The organism is Mycobacterium barrassiae (assembly GCF_025822765.1).
Lineage (GTDB): Bacteria > Actinomycetota > Actinomycetes > Mycobacteriales > Mycobacteriaceae > Mycobacterium > Mycobacterium barrassiae.
This window is the reverse complement of record NZ_JACKUK010000027.1, coordinates 17,066-40,967: the sequence shown is the minus strand read 5'-3', so window position 1 is coordinate 40,967 and position 23,902 is coordinate 17,066. Positions and strand designations below refer to the sequence as shown.

General features: G+C 63.7%; 20 protein-coding genes and 1 tRNA gene. 11 read left to right on the top strand and 10 right to left on the bottom strand.

What is annotated here, in order from left to right; all coding sequences use genetic code 11:
• The first annotated feature begins 11 nt into the window (after positions 1 to 11).
• From H7J93_RS17245 to H7J93_RS17235, 3 genes are all read left to right on the top strand, one after another.
• Complete coding sequence (locus H7J93_RS17245; RefSeq protein WP_267307514.1) at positions 12 to 1,967, top strand: M48 family metallopeptidase; 1,956 nt, start codon at positions 12 to 14, stop codon at positions 1,965 to 1,967.
• Positions 1,968 to 2,289: 322 nt separating this feature from the next.
• Entirely contained in the window at positions 2,290 to 3,537 is a 1,248-nt protein-coding gene (locus H7J93_RS17240; protein WP_064868315.1) for a tyrosine-type recombinase/integrase, read from the top strand.
• A gap of 20 nt (positions 3,538 to 3,557) precedes the next feature.
• Positions 3,558 to 4,517: a hypothetical protein gene (locus H7J93_RS17235; protein WP_225503529.1), complete on the top strand. Its 960-nt coding sequence runs from the start codon at positions 3,558 to 3,560 to the stop codon at positions 4,515 to 4,517.
• Between the two features lie 185 nt (positions 4,518 to 4,702).
• Here the strand turns inward: H7J93_RS17235 and H7J93_RS17230 are convergent, their stop codons facing one another.
• From H7J93_RS17230 to H7J93_RS17200, 6 genes are all read right to left on the bottom strand, one after another.
• On the bottom strand, positions 4,703 to 5,314 hold the full coding sequence (locus H7J93_RS17230; protein ID WP_267307513.1) for a hypothetical protein: 612 nt from the start codon (positions 5,312 to 5,314) through the stop codon (positions 4,703 to 4,705).
• A 439-nt stretch (positions 5,315 to 5,753) separates the two neighbouring features.
• On the bottom strand, positions 5,754 to 6,248 hold the full coding sequence (locus tag H7J93_RS17225) for a hypothetical protein (RefSeq protein WP_131810226.1): 495 nt from the start codon (positions 6,246 to 6,248) through the stop codon (positions 5,754 to 5,756).
• Between the two features lie 271 nt (positions 6,249 to 6,519).
• On the bottom strand, positions 6,520 to 8,733 hold the full coding sequence (locus H7J93_RS29560; protein ID WP_504928439.1) for a bifunctional DNA primase/polymerase: 2,214 nt from the start codon (positions 8,731 to 8,733) through the stop codon (positions 6,520 to 6,522).
• Between the two features lie 600 nt (positions 8,734 to 9,333).
• Positions 9,334 to 9,981, bottom strand: coding sequence for a hypothetical protein (locus tag H7J93_RS17210; protein WP_064868305.1), 648 nt, complete (start codon positions 9,979 to 9,981; stop codon positions 9,334 to 9,336).
• The gene (locus tag H7J93_RS17205) at positions 9,978 to 10,112 is read right to left on the bottom strand and encodes a hypothetical protein (protein WP_267307510.1); all 135 of its coding nucleotides are present in this window, start codon (positions 10,110 to 10,112) and stop codon (positions 9,978 to 9,980) included. The genes H7J93_RS17210 and H7J93_RS17205 overlap by 4 nt, the downstream gene beginning before the upstream one ends.
• A gap of 256 nt (positions 10,113 to 10,368) precedes the next feature.
• Entirely contained in the window at positions 10,369 to 10,575 is a 207-nt protein-coding gene (locus H7J93_RS17200) for a helix-turn-helix domain-containing protein (RefSeq protein WP_061263873.1), read from the bottom strand.
• A gap of 236 nt (positions 10,576 to 10,811) precedes the next feature.
• Between H7J93_RS17200 and H7J93_RS17195 the strand changes: the two genes are divergently transcribed.
• Entirely contained in the window at positions 10,812 to 11,999 is a 1,188-nt protein-coding gene (locus H7J93_RS17195; protein ID WP_225503528.1) for a hypothetical protein, read from the top strand.
• 840 nt (positions 12,000 to 12,839) lie between these two features.
• Here the strand turns inward: H7J93_RS17195 and H7J93_RS17190 are convergent.
• Together H7J93_RS17190 and H7J93_RS29455 are read right to left on the bottom strand one after the other, a co-directional pair.
• A complete protein-coding gene (locus H7J93_RS17190; RefSeq protein ID WP_064868299.1) occupies positions 12,840 to 13,730 on the bottom strand; it encodes a hypothetical protein in 891 nt (296 codons plus the stop codon).
• A gap of 57 nt (positions 13,731 to 13,787) precedes the next feature.
• Positions 13,788 to 13,910, bottom strand: a complete 123-nt coding sequence (locus H7J93_RS29455) for a helix-turn-helix domain-containing protein (protein ID WP_372507915.1) — start codon at positions 13,908 to 13,910, stop codon at positions 13,788 to 13,790.
• Here H7J93_RS29455 and H7J93_RS17185 point away from each other — a divergent pair.
• Positions 13,909 to 14,118 (top strand): hypothetical protein, encoded by a 210-nt coding sequence (locus H7J93_RS17185; protein ID WP_165609505.1) that lies wholly within the window; start codon positions 13,909 to 13,911, stop codon positions 14,116 to 14,118. The two genes, H7J93_RS29455 and H7J93_RS17185, sit on opposite strands and share 2 nt — an antisense overlap.
• Before the next feature lie 307 nt (positions 14,119 to 14,425).
• On the opposite strand, the gene H7J93_RS17180 is transcribed toward H7J93_RS17185, so the two are convergent.
• A tRNA-Arg gene (locus H7J93_RS17180) sits at positions 14,426 to 14,501 on the bottom strand.
• A gap of 104 nt (positions 14,502 to 14,605) precedes the next feature.
• Between H7J93_RS17180 and argS the strand changes: the two genes are divergently transcribed.
• From argS to rho, 6 genes are all read left to right on the top strand, one after another.
• On the top strand, positions 14,606 to 16,255 hold the full coding sequence (gene argS, locus H7J93_RS17175) for an arginine--tRNA ligase (RefSeq protein ID WP_267307509.1): 1,650 nt from the start codon (positions 14,606 to 14,608) through the stop codon (positions 16,253 to 16,255).
• A gap of 35 nt (positions 16,256 to 16,290) precedes the next feature.
• Positions 16,291 to 17,670 carry a diaminopimelate decarboxylase gene (gene lysA, locus H7J93_RS17170; RefSeq protein WP_267307831.1) on the top strand — a complete coding sequence of 460 codons (1,380 nt, stop codon included), beginning with the start codon at positions 16,291 to 16,293 and terminating at the stop codon, positions 17,668 to 17,670.
• A gap of 2 nt (positions 17,671 to 17,672) precedes the next feature.
• Complete coding sequence (locus H7J93_RS17165; RefSeq protein ID WP_267307508.1) at positions 17,673 to 18,998, top strand: homoserine dehydrogenase; 1,326 nt, start codon at positions 17,673 to 17,675, stop codon at positions 18,996 to 18,998.
• On the top strand, positions 18,995 to 20,077 hold the full coding sequence (thrC, locus tag H7J93_RS17160) for a threonine synthase (RefSeq protein ID WP_267307507.1): 1,083 nt from the start codon (positions 18,995 to 18,997) through the stop codon (positions 20,075 to 20,077). Before H7J93_RS17165 ends, thrC begins: the two co-directional genes overlap by 4 nt.
• Positions 20,078 to 20,088: 11 nt before the next feature.
• The gene (gene thrB, locus H7J93_RS17155) at positions 20,089 to 21,033 is read left to right on the top strand and encodes a homoserine kinase (RefSeq protein WP_267307506.1); all 945 of its coding nucleotides are present in this window, start codon (positions 20,089 to 20,091) and stop codon (positions 21,031 to 21,033) included.
• A gap of 300 nt (positions 21,034 to 21,333) precedes the next feature.
• A complete protein-coding gene (rho, locus tag H7J93_RS17150) occupies positions 21,334 to 23,235 on the top strand; it encodes a transcription termination factor Rho (RefSeq protein WP_267307505.1) in 1,902 nt (633 codons plus the stop codon).
• Positions 23,236 to 23,287: 52 nt separating this feature from the next.
• Here rho and H7J93_RS17145 read toward each other — a convergent pair whose 3' ends face one another.
• Positions 23,288 to 23,893 carry a TetR/AcrR family transcriptional regulator gene (locus H7J93_RS17145; protein WP_267307504.1) on the bottom strand — a complete coding sequence of 202 codons (606 nt, stop codon included), beginning with the start codon at positions 23,891 to 23,893 and terminating at the stop codon, positions 23,288 to 23,290.
• Positions 23,894 to 23,902 lie beyond the last annotated feature (9 nt).

The following is a 23,902-nucleotide window of genomic DNA, read 5'->3' as shown; positions in this document are numbered from 1 at the left end:
GACCTACGGTCATGAACTTCTTCGACCACCAGCGGGCGGCCAGGGGCACCACGCTGAAATTGGTGTTCCTCTTCGCCGCTGCCGTGGTGGCGTTGGTCGCGGCCATCGACGGTGCCGCTGTGGTCGCGATGCTCTACCTCGGTTCGGATCACAAAGAGGTCGACACGTCAGCCATTGTCGCCGTCGTAATCGTGGTCACCGCGGTCACGCTGTTGGTCATCGCCGGCGGCATGCTCTTCAAGACGCTGTCCCTGCGGCAGGGAGGAGCGGCGGTCGCCGCCGCGGTTGGTGCCGTACCCGTCGACCCGACCACGTCCGATCCGCAGCTCCGCAGGCTCGTCAACATCGTCGAGGAGATGGCGCTGGCCTCAGGCGTGCCGGTACCGCGATTGTTCGTCATGCCGCGTGAGCAGGGGATCAACGCGTTCGCCGCCGGATTCACTCCTGCTGACGCGGCGATCGCGGTGACCGCAGGAGCGCTCGCCCAGCTCAACCGCGACGAGTTGCAGGGGGTGATCGGGCACGAGTTCAGCCACATCCTCAATGGCGACATGCGGCTGAACATCCGACTCATCGGGCTGCTCGCCGGAATTCTGTTGATCGGCATGATCGGACTGCGGGCGCTGCAGTTCGGCGGTCGTGGCAGCGACAGCAAGGGAGCGCTCCCCGTTTTGGCGTTTGCGTTCGCGCTGATGGTCCTCGGGTTCATCGGTGTGTTCTTCGCGAACGTGATCAAGGCGGCGGTGTCGCGCCAGCGCGAGTGGCTGGCCGATGCGTCTGCGGTGCAGTTCACCCGGCAGACCGACGGGCTCGAGGGCGCGCTGAAAAAGATCGGGGGCATTCCGACCGGCTCCCGGCTCAGCGACTCCCGCAGTGCGGCTGAGGTCAGTCACATGCTGTTCGGAGAGGGAGCACGGCGGTCGTTCGCCTCACTGTTCGCGACGCACCCGCCGTTGGTGGACCGTGTGAAGGCGCTCAATCCGAGCTTCGACCCACGTGAGATCGCGGAATTGCAGCAACGGTATGCGCAGCAGCCGCCCGACGGGCTGGCCGAGGACTTCGCCGCCGGATTCGCGCCCGCCGGAACGGCGGCCGGCCGTTCGCTCCCCACTCGGGAGGAGTCGGTTGCGGCGCCCGGCAGGCAGGTCATCAGTCCCGAACAGGTGGTCGCCCGCGCGGGGACATTCACCCCGGCTGACCTCAAATACGGCGCCGCGCTGCACGCGCGATTGCCTGACGACGTGCGACTACTGGCAACCCAGCCGACCACCGCCCCGGTTGCCGTGATTGCGTTGCTTCTCGCGCCTGCCACTGAGCCGCTCCGGGTGCAGCAGCTCGCGTCGTTGGCTCAGCGCCTCTGGCCGGCAGCGTCACAAGAGGCGGCCGCACTCGCCGACCGGATGGCGAAGCTGCCTCGCGAGCTTCGATTGCCCTTCGTCGGCCTCGCCCTCCCGCAATTGGCCGCGCATCCGCGCGACTATCACGACCGGCTGGTCGCGGCGCTGAACGATCTCGCCGTCGCCGACGGCTCGGTGACCATTTTCGAGTACTGCGTCACCCGCCTGGTGTGGAACTACCTGCAGGACGCGGCCGACCCCTCGCGTCGCAGCAAGGTCGGCAACGGCTCGCTGAACGACGTGCGCCCGGTGGTGACAACCCTGTTGGCGACGCTCGCGGCGGCGAGCGGCGGCGACCAAGGCACGGCAACGCGAGCACTTCATGGTGCGCTGCGACACCTGTACGGCGATGCGGCGACGCCTGACAATCCGCGTCGCTTCAGCTGGCAAAAGACGCTTGACGACGGCTGGGCCGCCATCGACGCATTGGAACCGAAGGCCAAAGAGGCACTCGTGGAGGCGATGGTGATCTCAGTCCTCGACGACGGCACTGTGACAGCAGCGGAGGCCGAACTGCTACGCGCAGCTTGTGGATTGATGCACGTTCCACTGCCTGCATTGCTGGGCTGAATCGCCTGATGGAAAGAGTGCCCCCGGCAGGATTCGAACCTGCGGACGCATTTCCAGCAAACATCTAGTCTGACCAGCACTTTCCTTGTCCTGCAACAGGTTTGACCCGTTCGGTGGTTCGCGCATTTCGCGCACTTCGCAACCGTTATGCTGTTGTGCATGGGTAGCTGGTGGGTAGATGGCAGCAACGCAGCAGGTCAGCGCCCAAGGGCCGCAGGATTCCTAGCGGAAACCACAGGGAAAATCTGGTTTGCTCTCACTCAGAAATCGGTTCCGACGATTTCGCGACGGGCGCACCAACACGAGATCGGGAGAATCTGAAATGGCCGCGAAAGTGGGACACCGCGCATGGGGGAGCATCAAGAAACAACGGACCAAGCGGCCAAGTTTCCAAGCGTCGTTCGTCGGCCCAGATGGGCGACGGCACTACGCGCCGGAAATCTTCACAACCAAGATGAACGCCGAACGCTGGCTTGCACGCGAAAAGGACAACATCGAACGGCGCGCCGGAACTGACGAACCGTGGAAACCGCCGTCACAGCGCGCGCAGGAACAGAAAGCCGAAACGGTCAGACTGTCCGAGTACGGCAAAAAGGTGATCGACGCGCGCATCCTCAAACCGCGCACGCGCATCGAATATGAAGCGAAGTGGTCGCAGCTGATCGAACCTGGTTTGGGATATCTGCCCGTGCGAGATCTGACCACGACCGCCGTGCGCGCGTGGTTCGCCGGTTTGGACAAGACCAAAGCGACGCGCAACGGTCACGCGTATTCGATCCTCAACATGATCTGCAATACCGCCGTCAGCGACGGTCTGTTAGACCGCAATCCCTGCGATGTGCGCGGCGCGATGAATCCGAAGACGAAAAAGCGCGTCAAGATCGCGATGACCGTCGAACTGCATGCCATCGCTGACAAGCTCGGTGCCGACGAAAACAACGCACGATTCAAAGCGCTTGTGTTGCTGGCCGGCTGGTGCGGTCTGCGCTTCGGCGAAGTGTCCGAGCTGCGCCGTAAGGACTTTGACCGTAAGTGCGAAGTGCTGACGGTTACCCGCGCGGTCACACATCGCGCGGACCCCAACGCCGACGAAACCGATAGTGCGGCGAAAGCGGGCCGTTGCCGGATCGACAGCACCAAGGGCAATGAAGATGAGCGCGCCGTGACGATTCCGCCCCACATTCGCGACGACGTGAAAGACCACCTTGCGCGGTTCGTCGGTTCTGACCCCGAAGCGCTGTTGTTCAAACCGGCGCGTGGCGGGTGCCATCTGAACGACCGTGTGTTTAATAAGGACGTGTTCAAGAAAGCTGCCGCATCGGTCGGACGCGAAGATCTGTCGGCCCACGATTTGCGCCGGTTCGCCGGTTCGAAGAACGCACAGGTTGCGACGTTGACCGAAAACATGGCGCGACTCGGGCACAAGACGGTTGACGCCGCGTTGCGTTACCAGCATTCCCAAGACGGGCGCGATGCCATCGTGGCGGCGAACCTGTCGGCCAACGCACTTGCCGAACTGGCCGCAGCGTCCGAGCACACCGACCCACCCGCCCTGGCCGACGCACTGTGAACCAACCGACACTGGCGGACTTGTTCGCGGCAGTGGCGAACCGAGCACAGAGAGTCGAGATACTGCAACGCACAAACGCGAAGGCGAAGCGCGGCGCGGAACTGAAACCTTGGGCGATGCAGGTAAAGCGCCAACTGGTCGATCCCGGCAGCAGCCTTGCCAACGATGACGACGGTTTCATGACCGACTACGCGGGCGACATGGTGAGCGGAACCGCACTGTTCCCGATTATCAACGCCATCGATTCCCTCACCGCAGTGTCCGAGCTGATCGACGGTAGAGACGACTCCGGCGACCGCAAAGGTTCTGGCGATCACCACACGTCGTCAAACCTCACGCTGACCCGCATGGCAGCCGAATCGGCGGCAACGACGATCTGGCTGTTATCGAATCCCGACCGAGCTATGAGGCGAAGTCTCAGTGTGCGTTTCACCGCGTCCGAGCTGAACGCGCAACGTGCGTTTCACAGATCGACGCGTAAGCGGTTCGATCAATACCCCGACACAAAACAGTCAGTCGCGTATCGAGAGTTCCTCGAACATGTTCGGCTGTTCGATGAGCGCGTGGAGATGCTGAAACAGGGTATGCAACAAACCCCGAAAGCCAACGTGTCTGACGGCGGCTTTGTCGTTGCCGCTGCGGCGAAGTGGCTTGATCAGCATCCGCCGCAACATGATCCATCCGACCTGTACGGCAACGCTTACGGATTCGAAGATGTTGCCGCGCGGTTCTACAACCTCAATTCGGCGATTGTGCATGGTCTGAAATGGCCGCTCGACTACATGCCGAACGGCGAGATTCAAATGGCCCGAATGATCGTTGAGTCCGTCAACATCGCTGTGACGATGGCTGAATGCGCGGTAGCCCTGTTCGAAGCGCAAGCCCAGAACCACGCGACGAACACAGATCGACCGATCCTGTATCCCGACCGCTTGCAACCATCCGTCGAAACGTGGGCCGCGCTGTATCCGCCGGATTGAGGCATGGGTAGCGGATAGGTAGATGACCCGTCGATTCGGTTGTTTTCGCTGGTCAGCGCGTTAACCCCGGCAGGTTGCTTACCTGCGGTTGTCGGTTGACCTGGCCACAAAAGGACCGAATTGCACTGTGCTGCAACGTATTCCGGTCAATCCGCATACTGTGACAGTCTGCCGTCGTGCTGCCGTCACGACCTGCCGCGTGGCAGCGCTCGGCGTACCGGGTGAACGACGGCGCGGCCCGCGTCGGCCCGCTCACGGTGCATGCGCTCGGCGTTGCGCCGGTTCATCTCGGCAACCACGTCGTTCGCCTGTTCCATCGTCATCGGGCCGTCGAAGTCTGCCGGATCGAAGTGTGGCCGTCCCGTCAGCGGGTCAATCGCCAACCCGCCAGGGCGGGTGGGTTCGCGTTCGTAGTCGCCTGGTGTGATCGTATTGCCGTAATCGATGACATCGCCGTCGATTTCGACCGTTTCAGCATCGATCACGTTGGAATCACTTGCGTCATAGCGGATCGCATCACGTCGCCGGGATTCGTCAGCGGTCACTTTCGCAACGTCTGCCGCGTGCAAACCCGCCAGCGGATCGTCGGCGTCGGTGTCGTCGTCTTCGGTTCCCTGCGCTCGGCGGAACTCAGCGCGCGACGTGATTTCGAGCGTCATTGCCGCCGATTCTGCGATCTGCTCGAAAGGTTTTGCGCTGACTTCGATTTCAGTCTTTGCCGACAGATTTCCACGGTCGAGCGCTTCCGTGATCGCGCGCAGTTTCACGGCGTCGGAAACGCCGGGATCGACGGCCATCCGGAGTAGTTCTTTCGCCATTCGGTCGGTTGCTTCTTCGAGCCGTTGCCGCGCTTTGCGCCGAACCTGCGCCGCGCGTCCACCGTGCGATGGGCACACTCGCCCACCAGCGATGGCCCAGCGTTCGCAGGGCTGCCCGTTTGTCTTGTGCGCGGTGCATTTCCGTTGGTGCCGCTGGACGGGTTCGATGGGTGCAGAGTTCGAAGGGTGCTCGGCGTTGTCGTTGTCGTCCTGGCCGTTGGGCTGGCCGTCGTCGTAGTCAGTCATGTGCTTGCCTTTCAGCGTTTCCGGTAGTTTCGTCGATTTTTCTATTTGGTCGGTTTGCCGATTTGTGGTTTGCCGCCCTGTGGTTTACCGATCTGCATTTTTCCCTTACGAATCATGTTCGAACTTGCCCGAACCTTGGGATTCGTCGGATTCGACTTGAACGCTTTCTTACTCATCCCGCTTTCACTCCGATCTCATCATTTTTGATTTCTCCGATGTCTTCGGTTTCGCCGCTATCGGCGATCTTCCATACGAACTCAACGCGCCATCGCCCTTGCCACTTTTCGGGTTCGATGTGAATCGGCAAAGAATCCCAAATCAGTTGTTCGTCAAACTGTGTGGTTGCGAGTAACCCCAAGCCTTGCGCCAGATATTCGCCCGCTTCCATCACCTGATTTTCGATCAATCCGATTTCAGTGTTCGGGGGAATGTTCGCCGAGTTCAGGAACTCCCGAACCGCGTCAGAGATCTTGGCCGTCAGCATCAGCGTTCGCCGATGCCCAGGACACAGACCACCTTGCGTCGCAGGCAGATTCGTGCACAGTTCGGCTGTGCACGGTTCCATCCCTTTCGGCGCCTTTGGAGCATTCAGCGTGCTTGGCGATCTCCGAAATCGTGCCGGTCCGGTTTCGTCCATTGGTTCGATTTCCGTCGTGATCAGCTCCATTGCCTGGCCCTTTCCGTGCCCGTCATTGTTTGCTTGCTCCGCGCCACATCTGCGCCGGTCTGGCCGCGAAGCGTGGAACGGGGGAACGTTCCCCCCTTCGACTGTGAAACCCCGTGCCAATGCTCCATATAGGCGATGAATGAATCTGTCTGACCTGGGGTTTTGGAAATCGGTCGGCGACAGTTTTTCGCGCGAAGGGTGGAACTGTTCCCCTGTTCCCCCCTTCGGACCCTCACCGCTGCTGGACGCATAATATGTTTGCTAGATGCGCTCAGATCTGCCATAGCCGCGCGCTCTCTTGGCCGTTGCGCGCCGTGAAGTCTTCGCGTCGAACCATCCCGTTGTCGGCAGCGAACACAACGGCTTTGTCGAAAACATCGCGGTTGCGATTTCCACCGGCAAGAGCCTTGCGCAACTTCGACAACGTTTGGCCGTCGTCGGTCTTGAGCGCTTCCCGAATCCGTTCGGACATGCGGAACACCCGTTGCCGGTCTTCGGCGATCACGTCGGACTTGATGATCTCGCGTTCGCCTTCGGCGCGACCACGCGCGAGGTTCAGCTCTCGGGACTTCGACGCCAGTTCATCGCGCACCGCCTTGCGCGTGATGTTTGACATTGCCATCACGACGGCGGCGCGCTGCCAATCCGATTCGGTGATCTCGTGGCGTCGGCCTTCCAGCGCCATGAGCGCGGCAGCCACTTTCAACTGAACAAGCAAGCGATGCCCGTCGAGCGGATCGACGCCGCCGAGACCGCGCCGGATCGCGCGCTGAACGTCTCTGATCTCGCGCTCGGCAATGGTGGGAACCGTCAGAATGTCGAACTCTGCCGGGTCGGCGGGAACCGCAAGATTGGCGTTACGGTCGATATCCGGATCGACCAGCGCCGCCGAGTTGGTGCCGGAAGCGCTCGAAGTGCCGTCTTCCCAACGGCCCAAATCGAGCATTGGCGGCGGGTCGGGTTCGACATCGGGCAAGTCGTGATCGACCGCCGAAAACCACACGAACCGCTGCGGCGTGCCGCCGTCCGCATCATCGAAGATCGGCGCGGCCCGCAACGGCTGAACACCGAGACTCAAACACAGCCGGTATCGGTTGTCTTGCAGAATGATCCGCTTGTCATCGCCCGCGTAGTCCTGGCCGAGACGTTCGCCCGACCAGCCTTCGCGAAGGGTGCTCATGATGGTCGAACCGCTACGGTTGCCGGTCGCGGCCAAAGTGTCCACTTCGGGGATCTGCGCCAGCACTGACCATTGCTTGCCGACTTGTACCCATCCGCTACCACCCGCAAGTTTCGACTTGTAGGCGAAGCATTTCGCCAACCCTTCGCCGCTGCCGGGTTTGGACGGTTGGTAGTTCGGTTCGATCCGCAACCAATCGGCGCTGGCGCGCATTGACGCCGACTTGCTTTCACCGCTTTTGCCGACCAGCGCGACGAACAGATTCAGGCTGGCGACGCCACCGACGATGGGCGGCAAGACGACGTTCGGCGGGATCGACGCAACGACGCGCGCCAGCGAGTTACCCAACATGGACATCGGGCCGACCAGCCGCGCTTGCGCGAACTGGCGCAAGTCCGACAGTTGCGGGGACGACGACCAGAAATCGGCCAGATCCGATCGAATCGGTTCGAACGGATCGGCGTAGGTGTCGCGACTGACGCGCTGCCGGGTTTCGTTGGGATCGGCGATTTCGGCTTGCGCTGCCGCCCACCGAGCGATCCGGTCGAACTCTCCGGTTCCTCTGGTCTCCGGTTTGGCGCGGTAGAACGCGAGTTTGAGAGCGTCATAGGCGGTTTGGGCACCGAATCGCCCGATGAGCGATTCGCGGAAAGCCCACGCCATGATTTTGGTCATCGAGTCGTGGCGAGACTCTCCGCGTTCGACCGCTGCGGCGAAGCTTGTGAGATGGCCTTGCAATCCGCGCGGTTGATCGTCGCGGACGTGCGCGCCGAGAAACTTGGTCAGTTCGGCCGGCGTTTTGGGATCGTCGTTTTGCGCAGCACTGGACAGCAGACCGCGCAGTACATCGGGCAACGGCGGCAACTCGCCGGACTTGCGCCAGCGGTAGGAACCGCCTTTCGTGTCGGCGTCGGGGTGCGGTGTCGGCGCGAGAACGATCACGCCGTTGCTGCATCGGACTTCGCCCCATCGCCCGAATGCGCCCGCGCCGTTGCCGAACTCGTCTGGCTTGCACGCGAAAACGTAGTGTGCCCGCGCCGATCCGCCTTGGCGGGTTGTGTGTATCGCGCCGGTTTGCAGCGCCGTCCAAACGGCGTCGCTCATGTCGGCGGGCTTGTCGTCACAATCGAGATCGAAGGCGATTGCGCCGGACCGGCCAACGTCCCACGCGATGCCCGCGCCGGGATGGTCGGAGAACCACTTTCGGATCTGCGCCCGGTTTCGACTTGTCTTGTCCTGCCAGCCTTTGCCGAGAATCGAACCGGGGTTCTTGATGTTATCGGCGCTGGTCGGTATCAGGTACATACCCGCGTTCGCATACGCCAGCGCTGCGGTTGGCGTGTCCTGTCCGGCCACGTCGGGGATCGCGGTCACCGCGTCGCCCTGGTGCTCGCGGTCGGCGGGCATGCTGCCGCCGAAGATCGGCAGCGCGGCCAGCGTTGCCGCCAGGTCCGCGCGACGCGTCGCCCAGCGTTGCGCCGTCTCGCAGTCGAACGCGAGATCGTCGGCGCTGAGCGGAATCGGACCGGTCGCGATGATGTCGCGCGGATCGATTCGACCAATGGGCGGAAATTGCAAAACGCGCGCAGGTCTGTCGAGTTTGTCATTGACCTGTGGTGTAATGGTCATCAGTTACCTTTGTTGCGGGGTGGCTGCGGCGGGCCGATCTTGTGGGAATGATCGGCCCGCTAATTCTTTGCTCAATTTACCTACGGGGCTGTGAAATTCAGGGACCGACGCGGTATTCTCGAAAGTGCTTGTTCTGCGGTGACCGAACACCGTGATCGAACCCCGACCGGCTTTCCTCGTTTCCCCGGTCGGGGTTCGTCAGTTCTGGCTGAAATACACTGTGGTAGAGCGTATTTAGAACACGGTCACCGACCCGTGAAGGGTGTTGCGCTTCGGTCATCCGAGCGTTTCCCAAGGATTCTGAATTCGTACATCTTTGATTTCGTAGTGTTTGACGAAATCGATCCAGCAGTCGATGCAGATTCTCGACAAAACGAGATATTCGCCATGTGCGAACAGAAACGTAAACGGACGATTCAGCATCTTTCCGCTTTTATCGGTGGGTGGCAGTTTGTGCCGTTTCGACATATTCATGTCGGACACGCAGTAACCGTTTCCGCCCCAACTGCGGCGAAGATCGCACGCGATGTCACCGGCAACCGTGTCCAGCGCCGCGTCGAGAATGCCGGGAGTCGCCAGGGCGTAGCGTTCGCCCGGTCGCGTCGTGAAGATCACCCACGGCCCGCCGTCGTCGCCGTCGATCATCTGGCGATCCGCTGCGACGGCGTTTGCGGCGATCCGCGCCAGCTCGGGCAGGAACGAAACCGACTGATGCGCGGCTAGGAAGCCCGGCGCTTTCCGTTCGTAGTGCTGTGCGGCCAAACCATCGGCGTGCAACAGGCCAGACAGGATCTGTTCGGCCATAGCAGCCAGCGCGGGATCATCGGTTTCGCCGCTCAGGCTTGAGTCAGTCAGTGTCGAAAATCGACCGGTGATGTCTGCGCGCGTCGCTGCGCTGATCGGTCGTCTGTTGTCGTGGTTCATTTCGCGTAGCTTCCCGTGAGTGCGATTTCTGCGGCTTGTGTCATCGCGCGCCGTGCGCGTTCCTGTAGGTTGCGGTCGGCGGGCGCGAATGCGTAAGCGCGCCGGTCGATCTCGGCATCGAGTTCGACCAAACGGCGACGTTCACCGGCGAAAAGGTTCGCCAAGTTCCAGCGGGATCGGTCGTTGCGGAACGCTGCGACGCGCGGACCTATGATTCGTCTGCCAAAGTCAATTGTCATGATTTACCCTTTCCACCTATTTTCACTTCACCGACACTTAGCGCGATTTCCACGCCAGACCGTGTGACCAACGAAAACAACAGGTCATAAACGGAGAGTTTGACCGGATCGACGGTCACTGAATTTCGGCGCTTTTCGATTCCGCGGCTCACGCGCTTTTGTCCGATTTTGAAATGAGACGAATCAAGTCGTCGCGACGGAATCGAAGCAGCCGCTTGCCGACTTTGTGAGCCGGGATCAACCCGTCACGGGCGTACCGTCGTATCGAATTCTGGCTTACACCAAGGAGTTTCGCGGCCTGCGCTGTGGTGAGCATGTCGCCCACTGCATCGAGCCGCACGCGATCCTGAGACATGAGAAACGGGCACCTTTCATTACCGATGGCCTCGCGGCCCGCGCGCTAGCCTGGCGCGCTCAGGTGTCCGTTTCAGGGTCCAGAATAGTGCATTGTGGACGCTATGTCACGAATGGCGCGCGTGGCGCGTGAATTGTCGGCGTGGCGTCTATACGCGGCCCCGCTCGCGCCATTCCGCCGAGTAAAATCGAGCCACCACGCGCGATAAACGCGCCTGAAAATGTGAGGTTCTGATAATGACCGCGATTCTCGATTTCGCCGATTTCCCAATGATTGACGGCGTGCCGGTTCTGCCGATCTTCGGCGGTGAGCAATCCGGCCAGATGGGCATCATCGCCGCTGGCGACGCGCTCGCGACGCACACCGCAGACGGCGTTGACCTAAACGAGATTTGGGCCGATCTGGTCGGAGCGTTCGACACGTGGAATAAGCACCGCACTGGCATTTCTGACCTGTTGTCGTTCCGAACCGTGCTGCCCGGTGAGGCTGTGCCACAGAACATTTCGTCTCCGAGCTTCGAGCAACTCACCGAATACGGCGTAACCAACGCTGCCGGTTTGCCCGCAGACGCGTTGATCCTCGGCTACGACTTCGGCGATTTCGGCTTGCGGTCGTCGTTCACGTGGCGCGCACTTCGGGCCATGACCGCCGAACAGGTGTACGCGTCCATCAACGGCATCATGCATTCGGACAATCGTCTGGTCACAGGCACGATCCTGAAACGGCTGTTTGACCCGTCGCCCAAGACGAACAACGAGGGCTATACGTGCCGTGGTCTGTGGAACGCCGATGGTCAATACGTCCCCAGCTACCTCGGTCACGAGTTCGACCCGGCGACCACCACGCACTACTGGAAGTCCGGTGCAACACAGGTCGATTCCGGCGATATCGAAGACGCCGTGCGAACGATCCGCGCCAAGGGCTACGGTCGGGAAGCGGGTTCGCAGATTCTCATTCTGGCGTCGCAGCTCGAAAGCGAGAATATCCAGACGTTCCGCCAAGGTGAAGAATCGCGCAGTGGCGGGCCGATTGCGAAACACTCGTACATCCCGTCGAAGAAAGCTCCGGCGTACCTCACTCCCGACAACATCGTCGGTGAAGCGATTTCGGGTGAGTTCCACGAAATCGAATGCCTTGGTTCCTACGGCCCCGCGTGGCTGGTCGAAACCGAGTTCATCCCCGCTGGCTACATCGCCGTAGTGGCGACTGGCGGGCCGAACAGTCAGAACAACGTGATTGGCGTTCGTGAGCACCCGGTCGAAAGCTATCGCGGCTTGCTGGCCGCTCCCGGCAACACCGGTTACCCGATTCAGGACAGCCAATACATTCGGTCGTTCGGCGTCGGCGTGCGCCAGCGCGGCGCAGCCGTGGCGATCCAGATCGGCAGCGGCACCGATTACACCGCGCCGACCATCGCCCTGTAACCCCCGTGGCGGGCCGTCTGTGACGACGACGTACGGCCCGCCACGGCTTAACGGACGATCCGGCGCAACGGACGCGGCCTGCGAATCGCTGAAAGTAGGTAACTGCAATGGTTTTCGACAACGCGCGCGCCAATGCAACGCAAGAACTCATCGACGCGATGCACGACGCGAAATCGCGCGGTGACCGTTTCGGCGCTTCGGAGTACGGACCGGGACCGGCGCGCAATCGGGACGACGTTGCGCCGTTGGTCAATCGCGACCATCGGCGCAACTCGGCCCCGCCACCGGTCGAAGTCACGTCAGCGCGTCCGCACGCTGGCCGACCTCGGCCCCGCCTGGCCGACTGACATCGGCACCGCGAACTGACGATCTGGGAGGAACAACGACATGGCGAAAAAGGGCAAAGGCAAGCGCCGACCGCGCGGCAAGTCTGGCCGATTCACCAAGAAGCGCTGACGATGGCGAAACGTCGTACCTACAAGCGCAACCGCAAGGGTCAGTTTGCCTCTACGGCGAGCCGGTCAACGCGGGTCAAACGGTCGCTGCCGACGCGCGTCGTTCGCGGGTCGGTTCGTCAGAACGTGCGCGTTGGTCGCGTTGGTCCTGGCGGTCAGTACGCCGGTTTTCGCGCCGGTGTGGAACTCAAACCCCGCAGGGGCAAGGGTCGGTACTACGTCGGTGTCACAGCGGGCCGGAAGATCGCACATTGAGCGACACCTACCGGCCCGCCGAACCGCCGTATCCGCTGCAACCCGGCCCGATGCGTTACGGGCAGACCGTGCGCCCGTGGCGCAATCCCCGAAACGGCCAAAATCGCCCCGTCACGCCGACTCGCCCCGGCTAGCCGCGAACGTTGATCGTGTACGTCACCGGTTCGTGGTTCCAGATGTCCGACCAAGTGAAGTTGATCCGCTTTTCGACTCCACCGAGCTTCCAGGCAATCGACCTCGGACGTAGAACAGAACCCCGCAACGGGTTGCCGGGTTGTGCGTTGAACGTGGCCGCATCGCTTCGCCCGGTGTTGACGACGGTCATGCCGAAGCCCACGCCATTCAGGTTGACGATTCCGCCTGCGACCTCGCCGCCGCGACCCACGATGTGGTCGCCGAAGATAAACGGCTGAAACGAAACGTGGTGCGAAATGATGTCTTCGAAGCTGCCGAAGTCGTTCAGCATAAGATCTTTGTTGGATGGATCACCCGCGACGCAAAGCCCTTGGTCGTTCGGCCACATAACGCGACCAAGCAGAAGATCGACGCATTCCGGCGGGAACGGATTCACCGATTCGTCTCGTTGATGGGGGAACGCCTTGCCCATCACGTGGTTGAGAAGCAGTTTCAGCACCCACACTTGGAAGTCGTCGCCGGAAACAGTGATTTCGGCGGGATCGCCCCATTGCCCGGTTCCGCACTTGTAGGTAGTGGAGATATTGAAAAGGAACTTCGCAACCTCTAGAGCGGCATCGTCGGCGTTGTGAAGGGCGGTGTTGTGATTTGTGCACAGGATGTTGGTTACGAACTTCTTCGGAGATACGAACTCGCGGATTCCGCGCCCGTTGTCGTGCTTGACCGTCACATCGTCGTCGCCGAAGCTGTACAGCTTGATGATGCTATGGGTGATGAAGTGCTCACCAGAGATCTTGCGCGAGCATCCGCCATAGGTGTTTACGTAGCACTTCGGGTTTCGGTAGTTCGGATCGTCGTTCGCCGTGTTGGCGTCGGTTCCTGGCACATCTGCCAGTCTATTCTCCCGCGCATCCAGCGAGCGTGAACCGATGTCGGCGGTCCCTCATTGATGTCCGCCCATCCGGTTTTTCGCAAGAAACGATTCGATCGAATCGCCGTCGATTCGAACAACTCTGCCGATCCTGTAACCGATCAGATGGCCATCGGCTACCAGGGTGCGAACCATGTTCGAAGTGACGCCGAGCCGCTTAGCGGTTTCAGTGGTCGAGATCAAATCGGCGGTTTTGGGTTTTGTCTGCATTTTTGCCATTGCCACAATGAGCGCCTTTCATCGGCCCAAGCTTTTCGGTGGTGTGGCCGAACAGAACGGCAATGGCGCGCTCGCTTGGTGGGCCGAGCGGCAGAAGCCCTCTATGAATACGACATTAGCATGATTCGCGATATGCGCGAGATAATGCGAGACAGCACGAAATGCGCCATTGTTGCCCACCACGCCAAGGCGGAGGGTGCGCGGTGGTGTGTCGCCGGTCGGCGGGCTCGGGGGCCGCTCGCTGGCGCGGATTGGGGCCGATGCTGGCCGCAAGATCGGCGGGCAGTCAGCAGGGCAGCAGGGCAGCGGGGCGGCTGGCGCGCGACCGGCAGCGCAGCGCCAGCAAACAGAATCGGGCACCGCAAACGGGTGAGGCATGGGTAACGGATAGGTAGGTCACCCTGTGAAACCCTGTTTTACCAGGTCAGACGTGGTGCCCCCGGCAGGATTCGAACCTGCGGCCTTCTGCTCCGGAGGCAGACGCTCTATCCCCTGAGCTACGGGGGCGCACACGGATGACGCTGCGCCGATGGGCGTGGACAGCCTAACGCATCGACGTGAGTGGAAACGGATTCGGGGCCTGACCATGTCAGACCATAGGATGGACCCTCGTGACCCCCGCCGATCTGGCAGAGCTGCTCAAGAGCACCGCGACCGCGGTGCTCTCCGAGCACGGCCTCGACACCTCAGCCCTTCCCGCTACGGTCACCGTCGAGCGTCCCCGTAACCCCGACCACGGCGATTACGCCACCAACCTGGCCCTCCAGCTGGGCAAGAAGGTCGGCGCGAACCCCCGCGAGCTGGCCGGCTGGCTTGCCGCCGCGCTGGCCCAGGCCGACGGCATCGCCGACGCCGATGTCGCGGGGCCTGGCTTCGTCAACCTGCGCCTGGACGCCTCGGCCCAGAACGTGATCGTCGCGAACGTGATCGACGCCGGCGCGAACTACGGGCATTCAGACGAGCTCGACGAGAACATCAACCTCGAGTTCGTCTCCGCCAACCCGACCGGGCCCATCCACATCGGCGGTACCCGATGGGCGGCCGTCGGCGACGCGCTGGGTCGTGTGCTGTCGACGCAGGGCGCCAAGGTGGTCCGCGAGTACTACTTCAACGACCACGGCGCCCAGATCGATCGGTTCGCCAATTCACTGATCGCCGCCGCGAAGGGCGAGCCGACGCCCGACGACGGCTATGCCGGGGACTACATCAAAGACATTGCCGCCCAGGTACTCGCCAAAGAGCCCGACGCGCTGTCCCTGCCCGACGACGAGATGCGGGAGACGTTCCGCGCCATCGGCGTCGACCTGATGTTCGCCCATATCAAGGCGTCGCTGCACGAGTTCGGTACCGACTTCGACGTCTACACCCACGAAGACTCGATGCACACCTCCGGCAGGGTCGAGCAGGCGATCGCCAAGCTGCGCGAAGCGGGAAAGGTGTACGAAAAGGACGGCGCAGTCTGGTTGCGCACCACCGACTTCGGCGACGACAAGGACCGCGTCGTGATCAAGAGCGACGGTGCGCCCGCATACGTCGCCGCGGACATCGCCTACTACCTCGACAAGCGCGAGCGTGGTTTCGACCTGTGTATCTACATGCTCGGCGCCGACCACCACGGCTACATCGCCCGCCTCAAGGCGATCGCTTCGTCCCTCGGTGAGGACCCTGCCACCGTCGAGGTGCTGATCGGTCAGATGGTCAACCTGGTCCGCGACGGCCAGCCCGTGCGGATGAGCAAGCGTGCCGGCACGGTGATCACGCTCGACGACCTCGTCGAGGCCATCGGTGTCGACGCCGCGCGGTACTCGCTGATCCGGTCCTCGGTGGACACTCCGATCGACATCGACCTGGCATTGTGGTCGTCGGCCTCGAACGAAAACCCGGTCTATTACGTGCAATACGCGCACGCAAGGCTGTCGGCGCTCGCCCGCAACGCTGCGGAGTTGGGCATCACGGCCAGCGCCGAGCACCTCGACCTGCTCACGCACGAGAAAGAGGGGGTGCTGATCCGCAACATCGGTGAGTTCCCCCGCGTGCTGAAAACCGCTGCGGCGCTTCGTGAACCACATCGTGTCTCGCGGTACCTCGAGGATCTCGCAGGCGACTACCACCGGTTCTACGACTCCTGCCGCGTGCTGCCGCAGGGTGACGAAGAGCCCAACGATCTGCACTCCGCACGCCTGGCGCTCTGCGACGCGACGCGCCAGGTGATCGCCAACGGCCTCGGCATCCTCGGCGTCACCGCCCCGGAGCGGATGTGATCGCACACCCCGCCGGTCCCCGGCACGCCGAAGAGATCCACCACGGTGGTGCGCCGCCCCGTCCGCTTTCCGCGGATGAGGTGTTGCGACTTGCGCCAAATGTGTGGCCCCGCAACACTGTTCGGGGCGACGACGGTGTGGTGTCGATCGCGGGTGTGTCGGTCGCCGATATCGCCGCCGAGTTCGGCACTCCGGTCTTCGTGATCGACGAGGACGACTTCCGGTCGCGCTGCCGCGAGATTGCGGCGGCATTCGGCGGCGGTGAGTACGTGCGGTACGCGGCGAAGGCGTTCATGTGCACCGAGGTCGCACGCTGGGTCGCCGAAGAGGGCCTCTCGCTCGACGTGGCGACCGGTGGCGAGCTGGCCGTCGCGCTGCATGCGAGGTTTCCGGCCGAGCGGATCGCGTTGCACGGCAACAACAAATCCGTCGAAGAGCTGACCGCCGCCGTGAAGGCCGGCATCGAGCACGTGGTGTTGGACTCGATGGTCGAGATCGAGCGCCTCGACGAGATCGCCGGCGCGGCTGGTGTCGTCCAAGACGTCCTCGTGCGCGTGACCGTCGGCGTCGAGGCCCACACTCACGAGTTCATCTCGACCGCGCACGAAGACCAGAAGTTCGGGCTGTCGCTCGCCAGCGGCGCCGCGATGGCGGCGGTGCGCCGCGTGTTCGCCACCGATCATCTGCGCTTGGTCGGCCTGCACAGCCACATCGGGTCGCAGATCTTCGACGTCGCCGGCTTCGAGATCGCCGCGCACCGTGTGATCGGCCTGCTTCGCGACGTGGTCGCCGAATTCGGTGTGGAGAAGACCTCGCAGATGTCGATCGTCGACCTCGGCGGCGGGCTCGGCATCTCCTATCTGCCCCAAGATGATCCGCCGCCGGTGCAGGATCTCGCCGCCAAGCTCAGCGCCATCGTCCGCGACGAGTCGGCGGCGGTCGGACTGCCCGCACCGAAGCTCGTCGTCGAGCCCGGCCGTGCGATCGCCGGGCCCGGCACCATCACGCTGTATGAAGTCGGCACCGTCAAAGACGTCGCGGTCAGCCCGACCGCGCATCGCCGCTATGTCAGCGTCGACGGCGGGATGAGCGACAACATCCGCACGTCGCTGTACGGCGCGGAGTACGACGTTCGCCTCATCTCCCGAGCCAGCGAGGGCTCGTCGACGCTGGGCCGCATCGTCGGAAAGCACTGCGAAAGCGGCGATATCGTGGTGCGCGACACCTGGGTGCCCGACGACATCAAGCCCGGCGATCTGCTGGGAGTCGCAGCGACGGGCGCCTACTGCTATTCCATGTCGAGCCGTTACAACCTGATCGGCCGTCCCGCCGTGGTGGCCGTGCGCGATGGGCAGGCCCGCCTGATCCTGCGCCGGGAGACGGTCGACGATCTACTCAGTCTGGAAGTGAGGTAGCCATGAGCACCGACGAGAAGCCGATCGGCGTAGCGGTCCTGGGCTTTGGGAACGTAGGCAGCGAGGTGGTGCGCATCATCGAGGAGAGCGCGCAGGACCTGGCCGCGCGGATCGGCGCACCTCTGGTGCTGCGTGGCATCGGCGTTCGCAGAGTGGCCGACGACCGTGGTGTGCCCGTCGACATGTTGACCGACAACATCGACGAGCTCGTCTCGCGCGACGACGTCGACATCGTCGTCGAACTGATGGGACCGGTCGAACCCGCGCGCAAGGCGATTCTGTCCGCGCTGGAACAGGGCAAGTCCGTCGTCACCGCCAACAAGGCGCTGATGGCCGTCTCCACAGGGGAACTGGCGCAGGCCGCCGAGCATGCCCACGTCGACCTGTATTTCGAGGCGGCCGTGGCCGGCGCGATCCCCGTCATCCGCCCGCTGACCCAGTCGCTTGCCGGCGACACCGTGATCAGGGTCGCGGGCATCGTCAACGGCACGACGAACTACATCCTCTCCGAGATGGACAGCACGGGCGCGGACTACACCTCGGCGCTGGCCGATGCGAGCGCGCTCGGTTACGCCGAAGCGGACCCGACCGCCGACGTCGAGGGTTACGACGCGGCCGCCAAGGCCGCCATCCTTGCCTCGATCGCCTTCCACACCCGGGTGACCGCGGACGACGTGTACCGCGAAGGCATCACTAAGGTCACCTCGGCGGACTTCGCTTCGGCGCGCGCACTCGGTTGCACCATCAAGCTGTTGGCGATCTGCGAACGGCTCACCACCGACGAAGGGCTGGAACGGGTTTCGGCGCGGGTGTATCCAGCGCTCGTACCTCTGACACATCCGCTCGCATCGGTCAACGGCGCGTTCAACGCCGTTGTCGTCGAAGCGGAGGCCGCGGGCCGGCTGATGTTCTACGGACAGGGCGCAGGCGGCGCGCCGACCGCCTCCGCGGTGATGGGCGATCTGGTCATGGCGGCGCGCAACCGGGTGCAGGGCGGACGCGGCCCGCGCGAATCCAAGTACGCCAAGCTGCCGATCTCGCCCATCGGGTTCATTCCGACCCGGTACTACGTGAGCATGAACGTCGCCGACCGACCGGGCGTGTTGTCCTCTGTAGCAGCCGAATTCGGCAAGCGCGAGGTCAGCATCGCCGAGGTGCGCCAGGAGGGCATGGTGGACGAAGGCGGTCAGCGGTGCGGCGCACGGATCGTGGTCGTCACCCACCAGGCCACCGACGCCGCACTCTCCGAGACCGTTGAGGCACTGGCGGATCTCGACGTCGTCGAAGGCATCAACAGCGTGCTCCGCCTGGAAGGAACCACCGAATGAGCGCCCCTTCTAAGGCGATTCATCACCCCTGGCCGGGGTTGATCGCCGCCTATCGCGATCGGCTTCCGGTCGAGGACGGCTGGACGCCGATCACACTGCGCGAAGGCGGCACTCCGCTCGTACCCGCACCTCGGTTATCCGAATACACCGGCTGCACTGTGCATCTGAAGGTCGAAGGTCTCAACCCGACGGGCTCGTTCAAGGACCGGGGTATGACGATGGCCGTTACCGAGGCCGTCGCCCGCGGCCAGCAGGCCGTGCTGTGCGCGTCCACCGGCAACACCTCGGCGTCGGCGGCGGCCTATGCGGCCCGGGCGGGTATCACCTGCGCGGTGCTCATTCCGCAGGGCAAGATCGCGATGGGCAAGCTGGCCCAGGCCGTCATGCACGGTGCGCAGATCATCCAGATCGACGGCAACTTCGACGACTGTCTGGAACTGGCCCGGAAACTCACCGCTGACTACGCGACCGTGTCGCTCGTCAACTCGGTCAACCCGTTCCGCATCGAGGGTCAGAAGACCGCCGCGTTCGAGATCGTCGACGCCCTCGGTACCGCTCCCGACGTGCATTCGCTCCCGGTGGGCAACGCGGGCAACATCACCGCCTATTGGAAGGGCTACAAGGAGTATCACCGCGACGGACTGTCGGACCGGTTGCCGCGCATGCTCGGCACTCAGGCCGCGGGCGCCGCGCCGCTGGTGCTCGGTGAACCGGTGACCGATCCCGAAACGATCGCGACGGCGATCCGGATCGGTTCTCCGGCCTCGTGGACCACCGCGGTCGAGGCGCAGCAGCAGTCCGACGGTCGCTTCATCGCCGCCACCGACGAGGAGATCCTCGCCGCGTATCACCTGGTGGCCCGCACCGAAGGCGTCTTCGTCGAACCCGCTTCGGCGGCCAGCATCGCCGGGCTCCTCAAATCCATCGAGGACGGCTGGATCGCCAAGGGGTCGACCGTGGTGTGCACGGTCACGGGTAACGGACTCAAGGATCCCGATACGGCGCTCAAGGGGATGCCGACGGTCACGCCGCTGCCTGTCGACCCGTCAGCCGTGGCCGAAAAGCTGGGCCTGGTCTAGCGGGTGGGCTTGTGACACAGACTCTGCCGACCGGGCTGACGGCCCGTGCCGTCGTACCGGCGTCCAGCGCCAACCTGGGCCCAGGGTTCGACAGTCTCGGGCTCGCGTTGAGTCTGTACGACGAAATCGTCGTGGAGACCATCGAATCCGGCCTCGTTGTGGAGGTGGAAGGCGAAGGCGCCGGCCAGGTTCCCCTGGATTCGACCCATCTGGTCGTCCGTGCGATCGAGCACGGTCTGCTGACCGCGGGTGCGCAGGTTCCGGGCCTGAAAGTCCGCTGCCGCAACGACATTCCGCACTCCCGTGGCCTCGGGTCGTCGGCTGCTGCGGTCGTCGGGGGACTCGCAATCGTCAACGGCCTTGTGACGCAGGTGGGTTCAAAGCCGCGCTCGGATGCCGAACTGATCCAGCTGGCAAGCGAGTTCGAGGGCCACCCCGACAACGCATCGGCTGCCGTCCTCGGTGGGGCAGTGGTGTCGTGGACGGAACACGAAGGGGTCTTGCCGCGGTACTCGGCGGTGCCGATTCGGCTGCATCCGGACATCCACCTGTTCCCCGGCATCCCGCAGGAGCGCTCGTCGACGGCCGAGACGCGTGTGCTGCTGCCGGAGGAGGTCAGCCACACCGACGCCCGATTCAACCTGAGCCGCGCCGCACTGCTGGTGGTGGCGCTGACCGAGCGGCCGGATCTGCTGATGGAGGCCACCGAGGACGTCCTGCACCAGCCCCAGCGGGCAGCTGCGATGCCCCGCTCGGCGGAATATCTGCAGCTCCTTCGCCGTTGTGGTGTAGCAGCGGTGCTATCCGGTGCCGGACCTTCGGTGATCGCTTTGAGTCCGGATGCGAAGTTGCCCGCAGAAGCCCTGGAGTACGGCACCGCGAACGGGTTCACCGTCAGCGAGATGGCGGTCGGCGAAGGCGTCCGATGGACGTCGGGTGTCACTGCCCGCAGTTGACCTGAGCTGGGAAGCATCAGCAACAGGAGTCACATGCGAACCAGCGGGATTCTTGCTTCCAGCACGGAAGCGAGTTATTCTCGCTCTCGTCCAGCAATTGCAGCGTCTCTGCCTGCGCCGACACTAGGACGACCACTCTTCTTTCAAGTGCTCATCTCGTGGACTGACGGTTCGCCGTATCCCGGCGAATCCTGGCGATCACTGTTGCAGAGGCAATGGTGGGACCACCGCGTTCAGCGGATCAGCTGAACGCACCGAACCCCCGCATGACTCGATCAGCGAGGGAAAGAAAGGACATCCGTGACCGAAACGGACCTGATCACGGCTGGCGGTAGCAGCGAATCCGAACAGCTGCAGAGCCCCGTGAATTCAGACATCTCAACTCCGGCGGCCCAAGCGCCGTCCGACAGCACACCTACTGCGGAAACCGTCCCGGCGTCCGGAGATCGTGCGGCCTCCCTGTCGAACATGGTGCTGCCCGAACTGCGGGCACTCGCCAAGCAGATCGGTGTCGAGGGCGCCTCCGGAATGCGCAAGAGCGAACTGGTCGCCGCCATCCGTGCGCACCGCGGCGAGGCCAACGGCGCGGCCAAGAAAGCCACCGCGGACACCGGCCAGGCCGGAAGTGCGCCTGCCGCCGATACGACGCAAGCTTCCGATGCCGAGCCTGCTTCCGGCGCACCGGCCGAGACCGGCACCGACGACCGGAACTCCGGTGAACAAGGCGGCCAGCAGCGTCCCCGCCGCGAGCGTCGCGGCGCCTCCCGTGAGTCCGGCGCCCCCGGTAACGCCGATCAGGGCGGCGGCCAGGACAGCAAGTCCGATGCTGGCAGCGATCAGAACGCCAAGCAGCGCCCGAAGGGCGAGGGCGAGAAGTCCGACGGCGACGACCAGCTGGGCGGTGGTCAGCAGAACCGCAACAACCAGAACAACGACGACGACGGCGAGGGCCGTCAGGGTCGTCGCGGTCGCCGGTTCCGAGATCGCAGGCGCCGTGAGCGCGGCGGCGAGGGCGGCGGAGATCGCGACACCGAACTGCGCGAGGACGACGTCGTCCAGCCCGTCGCGGGCATCCTCGACGTGCTCGACAACTACGCGTTCGTTCGCACGTCGGGTTACCTGGCCGGCCCCAACGACGTCTACGTGTCCATGAACATGGTCCGCAAGAACGGCCTGCGCCGTGGTGACGCCGTCACCGGTGCGGTCCGCGTGCCGAAGGACGGCGAAGGCGGCGGCCAGAACCCGCGGCAGAAGTTCAATCCGCTGGTTCGACTGGACACCGTCAACGGTGGCCCCGTCGAAGACGCCAAGAACCGCCCCGAGTTCACCAAGCTGACTCCGCTCTACCCGAACCAGCGCCTGCGCCTGGAGACGACACCGGAGAAGCTGACGACCCGTGTGATCGACCTGATCATGCCGATCGGCAAGGGCCAGCGCGCCCTGATCGTGTCGCCGCCGAAGGCAGGCAAGACGACGATCATGCAGGACATCGCCAACGCGATCACCAAGAACAATCCGGAATGCCATCTGATGGTCGTGCTCGTCGACGAGCGTCCGGAAGAGGTGACGGACATGCAGCGCTCGGTCAAGGGTGAGGTCATCGCCTCCACCTTCGACCGCCCGCCGTCAGACCACACCCAGGCTGCCGAGCTCGCGATCGAGCGTGCCAAGCGGCTCGTCGAGCAGGGCAAGGACGTCGTCGTGCTGCTCGACTCGATCACCCGCCTCGGCCGCGCCTACAACAACGCGTCCCCGGCCTCGGGCCGAATCCTGTCCGGTGGTGTCGACTCGACCGCGCTGTATCCGCCGAAGCGGTTCCTCGGTGCGGCCCGCAACATCGAAGAGGGCGGCTCGCTGACGATCATCGCCACCGCGATGGTGGAGACCGGCTCGACCGGTGACACGGTGATCTTCGAGGAGTTCAAGGGCACCGGCAACGCCGAGCTCAAGCTCGACCGCAAGATCGCCGAGCGCCGCGTCTTCCCGGCCGTCGACGTCAACCCGTCCGGTACCCGTAAGGACGAGCTGCTGCTCTCACCGGACGAGTTCGCGATCGTGCACAAGCTGCGTCGCGTGTTGAGCGGTCTGGATCCGCATCAGGCCATCGACCTGCTGATGAGCCAGCTGCGGAAGACCAAGAACAACTACGAGTTCCTGGTACAGGTCTCCAAGACCGCGCCGGGCAACATGGACGCCGACTAACTAGCGGTTTCGGCGTGCTGGGTCACTCTCAGCGAGACCCCGCACGCCGAAATCACTCTGACGGGTCGGCCTGCAGGCCCGGCATCACGTAGCGCCGCAAATGCCTGAGCACGGCGTCGGCGTCTTCCGGGTCGAGAGTGTCGCCAGGCACGGTGGCAAGCGAAATGATCACCCGCGCAACCCATTCCGACGCCTCAGCGATGTCGGTGTTCGGGTGGATCTCGCCGCGACCGTGGGCCGCGACGAGGTAGCGGGACCAGAAGTCGGCCAGGTCGGGTACCAGTCCCTGGACCCCGGCGCCCGCGCACGCCGCGAACTCCTCGGGTTCCTCCATCCGGAGCTTCATCAGGAGCGCGCCTGGATCGTCGTACGCGGTGCGGGCGTGACGGATGCCCAACGCCATCTGCCGGTCCAGGCCCTCGACTTGTTCGAGCATGGCGTGTGCGTCCGACCAGTACGCCTCGTTCAGCCGCACGATCGCCGCGCCCAGCAGCGTGACCTTGTCCGGGAAGTGGCGGTACAGCCACCCCCGCGACACCCCGGCGACCTCGGCCACCTCCGACACCGTCGTCGCGCGGAGGCCCTTCGCGCGCATACACACCTCGGCCGCGTCGATCAGCCGGTCGCGGACGGTTCTGGTGGCTGTGCCGGTCGTCACCCGGGCATT

Coding starts and splice junctions, on each gene's coding strand:
- H7J93_RS17225 (WP_131810226.1), bottom strand. CDS start 6,248: ATGGAGCTGATCACGACGGAAATCGAACCAATGGACGAAACCGGACCG.
- H7J93_RS17195 (WP_225503528.1), top strand. CDS start 10,812: ATGACCGCGATTCTCGATTTCGCCGATTTCCCAATGATTGACGGCGTG.
- H7J93_RS17230 (WP_267307513.1), bottom strand. CDS start 5,314: ATGGCCGTCGATCCCGGCGTTTCCGACGCCGTGAAACTGCGCGCGATC.
- H7J93_RS29560 (WP_504928439.1), bottom strand. CDS start 8,733: ATGTACCTGATACCGACCAGCGCCGATAACATCAAGAACCCCGGTTCG.
- H7J93_RS17210 (WP_064868305.1), bottom strand. CDS start 9,981: ATGAACCACGACAACAGACGACCGATCAGCGCAGCGACGCGCGCAGAC.
- H7J93_RS17240 (WP_064868315.1), top strand. CDS start 2,290: ATGGCCGCGAAAGTGGGACACCGCGCATGGGGGAGCATCAAGAAACAA.
- H7J93_RS17200 (WP_061263873.1), bottom strand. CDS start 10,575: ATGTCTCAGGATCGCGTGCGGCTCGATGCAGTGGGCGACATGCTCACC.
- H7J93_RS17245 (WP_267307514.1), top strand. CDS start 12: ATGAACTTCTTCGACCACCAGCGGGCGGCCAGGGGCACCACGCTGAAA.
- thrC (WP_267307507.1), top strand. CDS start 18,995: ATGAGCGCCCCTTCTAAGGCGATTCATCACCCCTGGCCGGGGTTGATC.
- H7J93_RS17185 (WP_165609505.1), top strand. CDS start 13,909: ATGTTCGAAGTGACGCCGAGCCGCTTAGCGGTTTCAGTGGTCGAGATC.
- H7J93_RS17165 (WP_267307508.1), top strand. CDS start 17,673: ATGAGCACCGACGAGAAGCCGATCGGCGTAGCGGTCCTGGGCTTTGGG.
- H7J93_RS29455 (WP_372507915.1), bottom strand. CDS start 13,910: ATGGTTCGCACCCTGGTAGCCGATGGCCATCTGATCGGTTACAGGATC.